Here is a 14,955-nt window from a genome sequence, read left to right as displayed (position 1 = left end):
TGACGGGCATGGGGACCGGAGTCGGCCTGTCGAAAAGCCATGGCGCAATCCTGGCTTTGCCCTTACAGGCCGCTCTATAGTGTGCCGCCTCGCATCATAAGGACGACAAGAAGAATGGCGGAGTACTCAGCCTTTTCGCTGCTCAAGAACGCCCTGTCCGGCAACAAGGACTGGAAGCCCGCCTGGCGCAAGCCGGACCCCAGGGCCTCTTACGACGTGATCGTCATCGGTGGCGGCGGGCATGGCCTCTCGACCGCCTATTATCTCGCCAAGGAACACGGCATCACCGACGTCGCGGTGCTGGAAAAAGGCTGGCTGGGCTCCGGCAATGTCGGCCGCAACACCACGGCCGTGCGCTCCAACTATCTTCTGCCCGAAAATACCCGCTTCTACGAGCATTCGATGAAGCTGTGGGAGAACCTCTCGCACGAGCTCAACTACAACGTCATGTTCTCGCAGCGCGGCTGCCTCAACCTCGCGCACACGCCGGCCCAGCTCGACGATTACGCCCGGCGCGGCAACGCCATGCGCCATCTCGGCGTCGACGCCGAGCTGATGAGCCTCGACCAGATCAAGCGGCTGGTGCCGGCGCTCGACCTCTCCGGCTCCGCGCGTTTTCCCGTGCTTGGCGGTCTGATGCAGCCGCGTGCCGGCACCGCCCGTCACGACGCCGTCGCCTGGGGTTATGCGCGCGGCGCCGACCGCCGGGGCGTCGACATCATCGAGAATTGCGAAGTCACCGGCTTCCTGCGCGACGGCGGGCAGATCACCGGCGTGACGACGACGCGCGGCGATATCCGCGCCAAGAAAGTCGCGCTTGCCGTGGCCGGCAGCACCGGGCGCGTCATGCAGCTTGCCGGCATTTCCCACATGCCGATCGAAAGCCATGTGCTGCAGGCCTTCGTCTCGGAATCGCTGAAGCCGGTTATCGACACGGTGCTGACCTTCGGCATGGGCCATTTCTACATCTCCCAGTCCGACAAGGGCGGCCTCGTCTATGGCGGCGACCTCGACGGCTACAACAGCTACGCCCAGCGCGGCAGCCTGCCCGTCGTCGACGAGGTGATGAGCGAGATGCTGGCGCTGTTCCCGGGCCTCGCCCGGGTGCGCATGCTGCGCTCCTGGGGCGGCGTCTGCGACATGACGATGGACGGCTCGCCGATCATCACCGCCGGGCCGCTGCCTGGCATGTATCTCAATTGCGGCTGGTGCTACGGCGGCTTCAAGGCAACGCCTGCCTCGGGCTGGTGCTTTGCCCATACCATCGCCAAGGACGAGCCGCACGAATTCAACGCGCCCTTCACGCTCGACCGTTTCTACCGCGGCCTCGTCATCGACGACAAAGGCCAGGGCGCGAATCCGCGGCTGCATTAGCACCATGATCCCAAAAAGTGGAAACCGGTTTTTGGAAAAGATCATGGTTGAACAAAAAGATACAAAGAAATGCTGATCACCTGTCCCTATTGCGGCCCGCGCGACGTCATCGAGTTCGCCTATCAGGGCGACGGCAACCGCGAGCGGCCGCAGCCGGCCTCGCAGAACCTCGACGCCTGGAATGCCTATGTCTACGACCGGCTGAACCCGGCCGGCGAGCACAACGAGATCTGGCAGCATTCCGGCGGCTGCCGCGCGCATGTGCGCGTCGTGCGCAACACCGTGACGCATGAGATCCTGAGCACCGAATTCGCGCGTGGCGGACACAAATCCGCCGGCCACAAAGCGGGGGTCCGGTCGTGAGCCCGCGCCGTACCGAGATCGGCGGCCGCATCGACCGGCTGCGCACCATCCGCTTCACCTTCGACGGCGCTGCTTATACGGGCCATGCCGGCGATACGCTCGCTTCGGCGCTGCTTGCCAATGGGGTCACCCTGTTCGGCCGCTCGTTCAAGTACCACCGCCCGCGCGGCCTGCTCGCCGCCGGCGTCGAGGAGCCGAACGCGCTGGTGACGGTGCTGCGCGGCGAAGTGCGCGAGCCCAATGTCGCGGCCACCATGGTCGAGATCTATGACGGGCTGGTCGCCGTCAGCCAGAACCGCATGCCCTCGCTTGCCTGGGATATCAATGCCGTCAACCAGCTCGGCGGCAAGATCCTGTCTGCCGGCTTCTACTACAAGACCTTCATGGGGCCGGTGATCGGTCCGCTGAAAGGCACGCGCTTCTGGATGTTCTGCGAGCATTTCATCCGCCGCGCCGCCGGTCTCGGCAAGGCCGGCACCGCGCCCGATCCGGCGCGCTATGAACGCATGAACGCCTTTTGCGATGTGCTGGTCGTCGGCTCCGGCCCTGCCGGCCTGATGGCGGCCAAGGCCGCCGCCGACCAGGGCGCGCGTGTGATCCTGGCCGATCTGGAGGCCCATTTCGGCGGTTCCGCCAACTGGTCGGGCGAAACCATCGACGGCTCACCCGCGGCGGACTGGGCCCAGCGCATGGTTGGTCAGCTCGAAGGCAATGACAATGTGCGGCTTTTGCCGCGCACGACGGTGTGGGGTTATTACGACGGCAACACGCTGGCCGCTCTCGAGCGCGTGACCGACCACAAGGAAGTGGCGGCCAAGGGCGAACCGCGCCAGCGCTACTGGGCGATCCGCGCCGGTACAGTGGTTCTCGCCACCGGCTCGTTCGAACGGCCGCTGGTGTTTCCGGGCAACGACCGTCCGGGCGTGATGCTCGCTCACGCCGCCGAGCGCTACGCAGCTGAATATGGCGTGCTGCTGGGGCAGCGCATCGCGCTCCTCACCAACAATGACAGCGCCTACCGCTCGGCCGCTGCCTTGAAGAAGGCGGGAGCGGCGGTCGTCGCCATTGTCGATGTCCGCGGCGACGTGAGCGGCGACATGCGCAGGCTGGCGAGCGAGGCCGAGGCCGAGTTGCTGACCGGCCACGCGGTGATCTCCACCGAGGGCGGCAAGGCGCTCAGCGGTCTGAAAGTGCAGCGCTTCGACGCTATGAGCGGGGCGCTGAGCGGCGACGAGCGCAGCATCCATGCCGACTGCCTTTTGATGTCGGGCGGCTGGTCGCCGACCATCCATCTCGCCAGTCAGGCCGGCGCGAAAGCCGAATGGGATCCGGCGAGACAAGCCTTCCTGCCGCCAAAGCCGACGCAACACTGGCCAAATCAGCAATGGATTGGCGCCGGCGCCTTCACAGGCAGTTTCTCCACCACTGAGGCAATTGCCGAAGGCCGCGCCGCCGGTCTTCAGGCTGCGGGCGGAGCGACGTCATCCGCCCCCTTGCCCGTTGTCGAGGCAGCGCCCGGCGATCCCGATCCGGCGCCGGTGTTCGAGATCAAGGCCAAGGGCAAAAGCTTCGTCGACTTCCAGCACGACGTCACCGCCGAGGACGTGCGGCTGGCGCATCGCGAGGGCTTTGTCTCGGTCGAGCATCTGAAGCGCTACACCACGCTCGGCATGGCGACCGACCAGGGCAAGAATTCCAACGTGCCGGGCCTTGCCATCATGGCCGAGGCGCTCGGCAAACCGATCCCCGAAGTCGGCACGACCCGCTTCCGCCCGCCCTATACGGCGGTGTCGATCGGCTCTTTGGCCGCCGAACGCTTCGGCGATCTGAAGCCCGAGCGGCTGACGCCGATGCATGACTGGCACCTCGCCAATGGCGCGACCATGTACTCGGCCGGCCTCTGGTACCGGCCGATGATCTACGGCCTTGCCGGCGAGACGGTCGAGCAGGCCTATGTGCGCGAAGCCAAGGCAACGCGCGAAAGCGCCGGTATCGTCGATGTCTCGACGCTGGGCAAGATCGCCGTGCAAGGGCCGGACGCCGCCGAACTCCTCGACCGCGTCTACACCAACATGTTTTCAACTCTGGCCGTCGGCAAGGCGCGCTACGGTCTGATGCTGCGCGAGGACGGCCTTGCTTTCGACGACGGCACCACCTGGCGGCTCGGCGAGCAGGATTTCCTGATGACCACCACCACCGCCAATGCCGGCAAGGTGATGCAGCATTTGGAGTATTTCCTCGACGTCATCTGGCCGGAGCTCAAGGTCACCGTTACATCGGTCACCGACGAATGGGCGGGCGCGGCGATCGGCGGACCGAACGCGCGGGCCATTCTCGCGGCCTGCGTCAAAGGCACGGCGGTCGACAATGCCGCCCTGCCCTTCATGGGCATCGTCCATGGCGAGATCGCCGGCGTGCCGGTAATGATCTGCCGGCTCTCCTTCTCCGGCGAAATGGCTTTCGAAGTCTATTCCGGCGCCGGTCACGGCACGCGCGTCTGGGAAGCGCTGATCGAAGCCGGCAAGCCGTTCGGCCTGGTCACCTACGGGCTCGAGGCGCTCGGCACGATGCGCATCGAGAAGGGCCATGTCACCGGCGCCGAGATCGACGGCCGCACCACCGCGCGCGACCTGCATCTCGACTGGATGCTGTCGAAGAAAAAACCTTTCATCGGCTCGGCGATGATGGACCGCGAGGGGCTCATCGCCCCCGACCGGCTGCAGCTCGTCGGCGTGATCGCCCTCGACAACCGACCGCTCAACGGCGGCGGCCACATCGTCGAGGCGCTGGACGAAGCCAATCCGCACGGTTCGCTCGGCCACATCACCGCCTGCTGCTATTCGCCGGCGCTCGGCAAATACATCGCGTTGGCGCTGGTCAAGGGCGGCAAGGCAAGACATGGGACCCGCGCCTTCGTCTCCGACCCGCTGCGCAACCGGTTCGGGCCGATCGAAATCGTCTCCAACCATTTCTACGATCCGGACGGGAGCCGCATGCATGGCTGATCAACAGTCGCCCGAACGCCTATCGCCGCTGGAGCCCGAGTATCATCCCGGCTCGCACGGCAATTTCGAGCACGGCGTCGATGTCATCCTGTCCGAGACACGGCCGGGCTCGATCCTGCAGCTCGCCGCCTGGACGGGCGAGGAGAAGCAGCTGATCGACGCTATCCGCAAGGTCACCGGCCTTGCCTTGCCCGACGGCGCTGGCGGCGGCATCAGCAATGGCGCGAAATCGGCCTTTGGCTTCGCGCCGGGCAAGTTCACCGTCGTCGACGAGGCCGAGGGGCTGGCTCAAGCCTTTGCCGGCGTCATCACGCCGGCCATCGGCACCTTGACCGACCTGTCGCACGGACGCACTGCAATCCGCATTGCCGGGCCGAAGGCCGAATGGATCATGGCAAAATTCTTCGCCATCGATTTTGCCCTGCCGGCCTTTCCGCTGGGCGCCGGCCGCTCGACCAATCATCACGACATCTTCGCCCAGATCCAGCGCACCGGCGCCGACCAGTTCGACATCTACGTCTTCCGCTCCTTCGCGCGCTCCTTCTGGAAGGCCTTGTGCCACGCAAGCGAGGAAGTCGGATACGAGGTGCAGTAGAGCGACTGCATCCGTTGGCCGGGCTGAGAATTGGTCCAGCCGGCGTCTGGCACTATTGACGACTACAACTGCTGCTTGAGCGCTGGACCAGCAGGGACGATAGATAAGGAATCATCGGCGTTTGCCAGCCAAACGTCCGTTCAGGCAACGAATTCGACTTTATTCTCCCATGACTTTAGAGACTTCGGCGACAGCCACGACCCGCTTTGCTCCAGCGGAAGGCCCATCGATGCTGTTGCCGGCGACCGTCGCTTGCGGCGTGTTCATGACCAGCCTCGATCAGAACGTCATCGTCACAGCACTTCCCGGCATCGGTGAAAGCCTGGATCGCCCGCCGAGCCAGCTGGGTCTGCTGATTACGGTCTATGTCGCCAGCCTCATCGTCACCATGCCGCTCGGCGGCTGGCTGGCGGACCGCTTCGGCCTGCGCAACGTCTATTGCTTTGCGCTCCTGGTGTTCGCCGGTTCGTCGGCCTTGTGCGGCCTCTCCGAAAACATCTGGATGCTGGTCGGCTCACGCGCCGTGCAAGGGTGCGGCGGCGCGCTGATGGGCACGCTAGGCCAGGTTGTCATCCTGTCCAGCTTCCCGCGCGACCGCACGCTGAAGATCAACATGTACATCTCGCTCGCCGGCCAGTCCGGACCGCTGGTCGGGCCGCTGGTCGGCGGCGCGCTCACCACTTACGTCTCGTGGCGCTGGATCTTCTATATCAACATCCCGATCGCGCTGACCGCGGCACTGCTTGCCGCGTCGCTGTTTCCGACGACGACCAAGCCGGTCCGCATGCCTTTCGACTTTCCAGGCTTCCTGCTTGTCGGCAGCGGCATGGGACTGCTGGTCTTCGGCATGGACTCGCTGGCCGCGAAGGATGCCGCCGGCAGCGTCATCGGTCTCGAGCTCGGCCTGGCGATCGCTATCCTCACTGTCGCCGCCTTCTACTGCCTGCGCGCCCGCAACCCGCTGCTCGATCTCAATCTGCTGCGCATCCGCACCTTCCGCATCAGCTTTCTCACCGGCGGCGGCCTCGACACGATCGGTTTGAGCTCGGTCGTCTTCCTGTTGCCGCTGATGTTCCAGCTAGGCTTTGGCATGAGCGCCGTGCAGGCCGGATCGCTGACTTTCGTCGCCGCGATCGGCTCGTTGGCAATGCGCGTCTTCATGCCACGCCTTTTGAACCGCTTCGGCTTCAAGCGCGTGCTGGTCACCAACACGCCGATCGTCGCCTTATTGGTTGCGGGCTTTGCCCTGATGCACGAGAACCTGCCGGTCTGGATCGTTCTGGCCTATATCTTCGCCTTCGGCGTCTTTCGCTCGGTGCAATGGGCCTCGACCGGCAACCTTGCTTATTCGGACATCGCGCCCGAGCAGCTCGCCCGCTTCAGCGCGCTCTATTACATCCTGTGGCAGCTTGCTGTGGCGCTCAGTGTCGGCCTGGCGGCGGCATTGCTGTCGCTGCTGGCGGGCGGCGGCCAGGCCAGCGTCAACGACTATCGCATCCTGTTCGTCGTCGAGGGCCTGATCACGCTCTGCGCGCTATCGGCCTATCTCAGACTGACGCCGCAGGACGGCGCCCATGTCAGCGGTCATGGCGCGCATATGAACGCGGACTAAAGTCCATCGCGACCTTACGCGGGCGCTATTTCGAGAACGTCACCCAGTCCTCGAGCGGCGCGCGGTCGGTGCGGAATTCGTTCTCGGGCTTGGAGATATCCTCATAGCCCAGCGCCATGCCGCAGACGACGATTTCCTCGTCGGGAATGTTGAGCACAGGCCTGATCTGCCGATGATAGGGCGCGAAAGCGGCCTGCGGGCAGGTGTGCAGGCCCCTGCCCCGCGCCGCCACCATGATGTTCTGCAGGAACATGCCGTAATCGATCCACGAGCCCTGGTTCAATCGCCGGTCGATGGTAAAGATCATGCCGACCGGCGCGTCGAAGAAAACGAAGTTGCGGTCGTGCTGGGCGCGCATCTTGTCTACCTCGCGGCGGCCGATGCCGAGCGCGCCATAGAGCCCGAAACCGTTGGCGCGACGGCGCGTCAGATAAGGCTCGAAGAACTGGGTCGGGTAGTAGCGGTATTCGTCCCAATCGGCCTTCTCGGCGCGGATGCCGGAATTGAGGATGGCGTCGCTGATCTGCTGCTTGACCTCGCCCTTGGTCACATAGACCCGCCAGGGCTGCATGTTGGTGCCTGAAGGCGCGCGCGCGGCGACTGCCAGTATGGCGCGGATCGTGTCCTCGTCGACCATATCGGGCAGGAAGGCGCGCACCGAACGGCGCGATAGGATCGCCTCGTCGACGATCGCCGCATCCTTGGCAATCCGGCTGTTGTTTTCCAGCATGGGCCGTCCCTTTGCGCATGGCCGGGAACCGGAGGCCGGTTGCCCGAAGGACGATGCGCAGACTCAAATCTCAAACCTGGTCCCGACCGGACGCCCCACTCGCCGCTCGTGCGCGAGCCTTTGCATCAACCGGCGGAATCGCGCAAGCAAATCTTGTGGCCTATGAAAATCCTCTTGATTTTTTCACAAGCCTGCCCTCTCATGAAATTTATTCGGATTTTTTCACGATGCGATTGACCCCGACCGCCGCCAGAACGGAACAGGACAATGGCGACCGGCTGCTCGCCGGCGACATCCGTGCGCTGCGCAAGGCGCGCGGGCTGACGCTTTCGGAAATCGCCCTCAAGCTTGGCCGCTCCGTCGGCTGGGTCAGCCAGGTCGAGCGCGGTCTTTCGGTCCCTTCGCTTGGCGATCTGCGCGCCTTCGCAAACCTCTTCGGCGTGCCGATCAGCCTGTTCTTCAGCCATGACGTGCCGGTCGAACAGGAGCGCGGCGTCATCGTGCGCGCCGGCCGTCGCCGCGCGCTTGGCACAAGTGAATCCGGCCTGGTGGAAGAGCTTCTGTCGCCCGATCTCGGCGGTAGTTTCGAGATGGTGCGCTCGGTGTTCGCGCCCGGCGCGGAGATGAAGACGGCGGCGCTGCGGCCGACCGAGGAGGCCGGTTATATCGCGTCGGGCCAGTTCGACATCGAGATTGCCGGCGTCTGGCATCGGCTCGGCGAAGGCGACTCGTTCCGCTTCGAGGGCAAGCCTTATCGCTGGCGCAACCCGGGAACCGAACCGGTGGTCGTGATCTGGGTGGTTTCGCCGCCCGTATATTGAACAATGCATGCCGCCCAAAAATGCTCAGCGGTTTTGGGACAACGGCATGCATCAAACAAAAATGAAAGCGCGTCCTAACGCGCTTGATTGAGGAGAAATACATGGCCGGTTTGCCGACCACGGCGCGCGTGGTGATCATCGGAGGCGGTGTCGTCGGCGCTTCCTCGCTTTATCACCTCTGCAAAGCGGGCTGGACCGATTGCGTTCTGCTCGAAAAGAACGAGTTGACCTCCGGCTCGACCTGGCATGCCGCCGGCAACGTGCCGACCTTCTCCTCATCCTGGTCGCTGATGAACATGCAGCGCTATTCGACCGAGCTTTACCGGGGCCTTGCCGACGCCGTCGACTATCCGATGAACTACCATGTCACCGGCTCGCTCAGACTTGCTCACAGCAACGAGCGCATGCAGGAGTTCCAGCGCGCCAAAGGGATGGGCCGTTACCAGGGCATGGACATCGACGTCGTCGGCCTCGACGAGATCAAACGCCGCTATCCCTTCATCGAGACGCATGAGCTGAAGGGCGCGCTCTACGACCCGAGCGACGGCGACATCGATCCAGCTCAGCTCACCCAGGCGCTCGCCAAGGGCGCGCGCGACATGGGCGCGAAAATCATCCGTTTCTGCCCGGTTACCGGCGTGCGCCGCGAGAACGATGAATGGGTGGTCGAGACACCGCAAGGCGAGATCCGCTGCGAAATCGTCGTCAATGCCGCCGGCTATCGTGCAGCCGAAGTCGGCAAAATGTTCGGCCGCCAAGTACCGATGATGGTGATGAGCCACCAGTACATCTTGTTCGAGGAAATTCCCGAACTCGCAGCCTGGTCGAAGGAACAGGGCAAGAAACTGCCGCTGCTGCGCGACGTCGACACGTCCTACTATCTGCGCCAGGAAAAGAGCGGCATGAATCTCGGCCCCTATGAGCGCAATTGCCGCGCGCATTGGGCAACCCACAACGATCCGATGCCGGATGATTTCTCCTTCCAGCTGTTCCCGGACGATCTCGATCGTCTCGAGCACTACCTCGCCGATGCCGTCGCGCGCGTGCCGATTCTGGGCACCGCCGGCCTCTCCAAGGTCATCAACGGACCGATCCCCTACGCGCCCGACGGCAACCCGCTGATCGGCCCGATGCCGGGCGTGCCGAATGCCTTCGAGGCCTGCGTCTTCACCTTCGGCATCGCGCAAGGGGCGGCGCCGGCAAGGTGCTGGCTGAATGGATCACCGAGGGTCAGACCGAATGGGACATGTGGTCCTGCGACCCGCGACGCTTCACGTCCTTTGCCGCCGCACCCGACTACTGCCTCGCCAAGGGCCTGGAGATCTACGGCAACGAATACGCCATCCAGTTCCCACGCCATGCCTGGCCGGAGGGGCGCAACCGCAAGCTCTCGCCGCTGCACGACCGCATCAAGGCGCTTGGCGGCCAGTTCGACGCCTATAATGGCTGGGAACGCGCCACCTGGTATGCGAAGCCCGGCGACGATACGTCGGAAGAATCGACGCTGACTTTCCGCCGCAACGGGCCCTGGCAGCGCGCGGTGCGCGAGGAATGCCTCGCCGTGCGCGACGCTGCCGGCATCCTCGACCTGCCCGGCTTCTCGCGCTTCAACCTCGAAGGCCCTGGCGCCGCCGACTGGCTGGCGCTGCAGGTCACCGGCCTGGTGCCGAAGCCCGGCCGCATCGGGCTGGTCTATTTCGCCGACGACAAGGGCCGCATCGTCACGGAGATGTCGGTGGTACGCCATGGCGAGGACCAGATGACGCTGATCACCGCGGCAGTGGCGCAATGGCATGATTTCGAATGGCTGAAGTCACGCATGCCGGCCAATGCCGCCTTCACGCTGACCGATCGTACCGAGGAATACACGACGCAGATCCTCGCCGGCCCGAACTCGCGCAAAGTCCTGGCCGAGGTCTGCGATGCCGATCTGGCGCTGCCCTGGCTCACACATCAGGAAACGACCATCGCCGGGCGCTGGGCAAAGCTGGTGCGTGTCTCCTTCGCCGGCGAGCTCGGCTGGGAAATCCACACTAAGGTCGCCGACACCGCGACGGTGTTCGACGCGGTCTGGGCGGCCGGCCAGAAGCACGGCTTGAAACCGTTCGGCATGTACGCGCTGGATTCACTCAGGCTCGAGAAAGGCTACCGCACCTGGAAGGGCGACCTGACCACCGACTATTCGATCTTGCAGGGCGGGTTGGAGCGCTTCGTCAAATGGGAAAAACCGGAGTTCCGCGGCAAGACGGCGCTGCAGAACGAAAAGCAGCAAGGCGTGAAAAAGCGCTTCGTCACTTTGGTCGTCGAGAACCCGGGCGATTGCGACGCGCCTTACATGTCGACGCTCTGGCACGATGGCAAGATCGTCGGCGAGACGACGTCCGGCGGCTGGGGCCACCGGGTCGAGAAGTCGATCGCGCTCGGCACACTGCGCACCGACCTGACCGAACCGGGCACCGCCGTCGAAGTCGAGATTTTCGGCGACCGCTTCAAAGCGGTCGTGCAGAAGGACGAGCCGCTTTGGGATCCCAAGAACGAGAGGTTGAGAGCTTAGGACGTTTCCCGCCCATAGCGGTCCATTCTGACGGAGGAATTTTGTGACAAGAACAAGCGAAGAACCGCAGGGCGTACCGGCGGTACGCACAAGGGGCTTTGCGCCGGAATTGGCGCAAAATAGCCCGTCGGAATGCGGCCGATATGGTCGGGAAAGGTTCTAGGATGCCAAAGCCGTCAAAACGTATTACCGGCATCGTGCCTTCGGGCAAGGATGGCTGGGAAGTCCATTCGGCTGCCTGGGCTCGCAAGGCTGCAGGCGAAGACATCATCATGCTGTCGGTCGGCGACCACGATTTCGACACGCCTTCGCAAACCATCGAGGCTTGCGTTGCCGCGGTTCGCGGCAGCAATCACCACTATACGCCGCTTCCCGGCCTGCCGCGGCTGCGCCAGGCGATGGCGGCAGCCTCCAGCGCCTGCACCGGCGTCGAGACGACACCGGATCAGGTCATCGCCACGCCGGGCGGCCAGGCCGCCCTTTACGCCGCGGTGCAGGCCGTGCTCGATCCCGGTGACCACGCCATCGTGGTGGCGCCCTACTACGCCACCTACCCCAACACCTTCAGCGCCGCCGGCGCCAGCTTCACCGTGGTCGAGACGCCGGCCGAGGACGGCTTCCAGCCGCGCGCCGATATGATCCGCGCGGCGCTCAAGGCCAACACGCGCGCCATTCTGATCAACACGCCGAACAACCCGACCGGTGCCGTCTATTCGCGCGAGCGTCTGGAGCAACTGGCCGAGGTTTGCCGCGAGCACGACCTTTGGCTGCTGTCGGACGAGGTCTACTGGACGCTTGGCGGTGGCGAGCACATCTCGCCACGCTCGCTGCCCGGCATGGCCGGGCGCACGCTGGTCATCAATTCCATGTCCAAGAGCCATGGCATGACCGGCTGGCGCATGGGCTGGCTGACCGGCCCGCAAGAGATGATCACGCTGCTCATCAGCCTCAATCTGGTGACCACCTACGGCCTGCCGGCTTTTATCTCGGTCGCTTGCGCCGAGGCGCTGGAGAACCACTACGGCGTCAAGGACATCGCCGAGCGCTATGCGGCGCGCCGCACCATTTTCCTCGACGCCATACGCGGCGCCAATGAAGTCACCGTGCGCGGCTCTGAAGGTGGCATGTACATCATGCTCGATGTCTCGGCCGTCGAACCCGACGACGAGAAATTCGCCTGGGGCCTGCTCGACAAGGAAAAGGTCGGCGTCATGCCGGGATCGAGTTTCGGCGAGGCCGCCGCCGGCCACATCCGCATCAGCCTCTGCCAGCCCGAACCCATCCTCCAGGAAGCCGCGCTTCGCGTGCGCCGCTTTGCGTCCAACTATCGCCGAGAAGCCGCATGACCAAGACCGTTCCCACAAAGGCCCGCGCCGTGATCATCGGCGGCGGTGTCTCCGGCTGCTCGGTCGCCTACCATCTGGCCAAGCTTGGCTGGACCGACGTCGTGCTGCTCGAGCGCAAGCAGCTGACCTGCGGCACGACCTGGCACGCGGCCGGCCTGATCGGCCAGTTGCGCGGCTCGCAGAACATGACGCGGCTGGCGAAATATTCGGCAGACCTTTACGTCAAGCTGGAAGCCGAGACGGAAGTCGGCACCGGCATGCGCCAGGTCGGCTCGATCACCGTGGCGCTGACAGAGGAGCGCAAGCACGAGATCTACCGGCAGGCGTCGCTCGCCCGCGCCTTCGATGTCGACGTGCGCGAGATTTCGCCGAGCGAAGTCAGTGAGATGTATCCACATCTGAATGTCTCCGACGTGGTTGGCGCCGTGCATCTGCCGCTCGACGGCCAGTGCGATCCCGCCAACATCGCCATGGCGCTCGCCAAGGGCGCGCGCCAGCGCGGCGCGGCCATCGTTGAGAACGTCAAGGTCACCAAGGTCCACACGAAGAATGGCCGCGTCTCGGGCGTGTCCTGGGCGCAAGGCGCGGAGCAAGGCACCATCGAGACCGATATCGTCATCAACTGCGCCGGCATGTGGGCGCGCGAACTTGGCCGCCAGAACGGCGTCAACATCCCGCTGCACGCCTGCGAGCATTTTTATCTCGTCACCGAACCGATCCCCGGTCTGACCCGCCTGCCGGTGCTGCGCGTGCCAGACGAGTGCGCCTACTACAAGGAAGACGCCGGCAAGATGATGCTCGGCGCCTTCGAGCCGGTGGCCAAGCCATGGGGCATGGACGGCATCCGCGAGGATTTCTGCTTCGACCAACTGCCCGAGGATATGGATCATTTCGAGCCGATCCTCGAAATGGGCGTCAACCGCATGCCGATGCTTGGCACGGCCGGCATCCACACCTTCTTCAACGGCCCCGAAAGCTTTACACCCGACGACCGCTACTATCTCGGCGAGGCGCCGGAGCTCGCGGGCTACTGGATGGCGACGGGTTACAATTCGATCGGTATCGTGTCGTCAGGCGGCGCCGGCATGGCGCTGGCGCAGTGGATCAACGATGGCGAAGCACCATTCGACCTATGGGAAGTCGACATCCGCCGCGTCCAGCCGTTCCAGAAGAACCGTCGTTATCTCAAGGAGCGTGTGTCGGAAACGCTCGGCCTGCTTTACGCCGACCATTTCCCCTATCGGCAGATGGCGACATCGCGCGGCGTCCGCCGCTCGCCATTGCATGAGCATCTGAAATCGCGCGGCGCCGTCTTCGGCGAAGTCGCCGGCTGGGAGCGCGCCAACTGGTTCGCCCGTGACGGCCAGGAGCGCGAGTACCGCTATTCCTGGAAGCGGCAGAACTGGTTCGACAACCAGCGCGAGGAACACCTGGCGGTCCGCAATGGCGTCGGCCTGTTCGACATGACCTCCTTCGGCAAGATCCGTGTCGAGGGCCGTGACGCTTGTGCGTTCCTGCAAAGGCTGTGCGCCAACGACATGGATGTAGTGCCGGGCAAGATCGTCTACACCCAGATGCTCAATCAGCGCGGCGGCATCGAGAGCGATCTCACTGTCTCGCGCCTTTCGGAGACAGCCTATTTCCTCGTCGTACCCGGCGCCACGTTGCAGCGGGATCTCGCCTGGCTGAGGCGGCATGTCGGCGACGACTTCGTCGTCATTACCGATGTCACGGCTGCCGAAGCTGTGCTGTGCCTGATGGGGCCGGACTCGCGAAAACTCATCCAGAAAGTCAGCCCGAACGATTTTTCCAATGAGAGCAACCCGTTCGGCACGTTTCAGGAGATCGAGATCGGCATGGGGCTGGCCCGCGCCCACCGCGTCACCTATGTCGGCGAACTCGGCTGGGAGCTCTACGTCTCGACCGAGCAAGCAGCGCATGTCTTCGAGGCGATCACCGAAGCCGGCGCCGATGTCGGCCTGAAACTCTGTGGGCTGCATACGCTGGATTCCTGCCGCATCGAAAAGGCTTTCCGTCACTTCGGCCACGACATCACCGACGAGGACAATGTTCTGGAGGCGGGTCTCGGCTTCGCGGTGAAGACGGCCAAGGCCGACTTCATCGGCCGCGACGCCGTGCTGAGGAAAAAGGAAGTCGGACTGTCACGCCGGCTGGTGCAGTTCCGCCTGAAGGACCCTCAGCCCCTGCTCTTCCACAACGAGGCGATCCTGCGCGACGGCCGGATTGTCGGCCCGATCACCTCGGGCAATTACGGCCACCATCTCGGCGGCGCGATCGGCCTGGGTTATGTGCCGTGCCAGGGCGAGAGCGAGGCGCAGGTGCTGGCTTCATCCTACGAGGTCGAGATCGCCGGCGAGCGTTTCGCCGCGGAAGCATCGCTGAAGCCGATGTACGATCCGAAGGCGGAACGGGTAAGGATGTAGCATCTCTTCCTTCGCCCCGTTTACGGGGAGAAGGTGGCCCGAAGGGCCGGATGAGGGGCGGCGCCAACATCTCGAAAGTTCGCGCTGCCCCTCATCTGCCTGCCGGCACTT

General features: G+C 64.4%; 9 protein-coding genes and 1 pseudogene. 9 read left to right on the top strand and 1 reads right to left on the bottom strand.

What is annotated here, in order from left to right:
• The first annotated feature begins 114 nt into the window (after positions 1-114).
• The 5 genes from ACVDG8_RS32475 (at position 115) to ACVDG8_RS32455 (ending at position 6,949) form a co-directional block, all read left to right on the top strand.
• Positions 115-1,374: a sarcosine oxidase subunit beta gene (locus ACVDG8_RS32475; protein WP_447252121.1), complete on the top strand. Its 1,260-nt coding sequence runs from the start codon at positions 115-117 to the stop codon at positions 1,372-1,374.
• Between the two features lie 69 nt (positions 1,375-1,443).
• Entirely contained in the window at positions 1,444-1,737 is a 294-nt protein-coding gene (locus tag ACVDG8_RS32470; RefSeq protein WP_455707385.1) for a sarcosine oxidase subunit delta, read from the top strand.
• The gene (locus ACVDG8_RS32465; RefSeq protein ID WP_447252119.1) at positions 1,734-4,742 is read left to right on the top strand and encodes a sarcosine oxidase subunit alpha; all 3,009 of its coding nucleotides are present in this window, start codon (positions 1,734-1,736) and stop codon (positions 4,740-4,742) included. Before ACVDG8_RS32470 ends, ACVDG8_RS32465 begins: the two co-directional genes overlap by 4 nt.
• The gene (locus ACVDG8_RS32460) at positions 4,735-5,337 is read left to right on the top strand and encodes a sarcosine oxidase subunit gamma (RefSeq protein WP_447252118.1); all 603 of its coding nucleotides are present in this window, start codon (positions 4,735-4,737) and stop codon (positions 5,335-5,337) included. The genes ACVDG8_RS32465 and ACVDG8_RS32460 overlap by 8 nt, the downstream gene beginning before the upstream one ends.
• 229 nt (positions 5,338-5,566) lie before the next feature.
• Positions 5,567-6,949: an MFS transporter gene (locus ACVDG8_RS32455; RefSeq protein ID WP_447252117.1), complete on the top strand. Its 1,383-nt coding sequence runs from the start codon at positions 5,567-5,569 to the stop codon at positions 6,947-6,949.
• Positions 6,950-6,974: 25 nt separating this feature from the next.
• Here ACVDG8_RS32455 and ACVDG8_RS32450 read toward each other — a convergent pair whose 3' ends face one another.
• Positions 6,975-7,679 carry a nitroreductase gene (locus ACVDG8_RS32450; RefSeq protein WP_447252116.1) on the bottom strand — a complete coding sequence of 235 codons (705 nt, stop codon included), beginning with the start codon at positions 7,677-7,679 and terminating at the stop codon, positions 6,975-6,977.
• Positions 7,680-7,906: 227 nt separating this feature from the next.
• On the opposite strand from ACVDG8_RS32450, the gene ACVDG8_RS32445 reads away from it, so the two are divergent.
• From ACVDG8_RS32445 to ACVDG8_RS32430, 4 genes and pseudogenes are all read left to right on the top strand, one after another.
• Complete coding sequence (locus ACVDG8_RS32445) at positions 7,907-8,500, top strand: helix-turn-helix domain-containing protein (RefSeq protein WP_455707384.1); 594 nt, start codon at positions 7,907-7,909, stop codon at positions 8,498-8,500.
• 101 nt (positions 8,501-8,601) lie between these two features.
• Positions 8,602-11,054: pseudogene (locus ACVDG8_RS32440) on the top strand (GcvT family protein).
• Positions 11,055-11,218: 164 nt separating this feature from the next.
• Positions 11,219-12,400 (top strand): pyridoxal phosphate-dependent aminotransferase, encoded by a 1,182-nt coding sequence (locus ACVDG8_RS32435; protein ID WP_447252113.1) that lies wholly within the window; start codon positions 11,219-11,221, stop codon positions 12,398-12,400.
• A complete protein-coding gene (locus ACVDG8_RS32430) occupies positions 12,397-14,844 on the top strand; it encodes a GcvT family protein (protein ID WP_447252112.1) in 2,448 nt (815 codons plus the stop codon). Before ACVDG8_RS32435 ends, ACVDG8_RS32430 begins: the two co-directional genes overlap by 4 nt.
• The last annotated feature ends 111 nt before the right edge of the window (positions 14,845-14,955 follow it).

The organism is Mesorhizobium sp. ORM8.1, assembly GCF_053005525.2.
The sequence above is the reverse complement of the archived record's forward strand: the minus strand, read 5'-3'. Positions and strand labels throughout refer to the sequence as shown.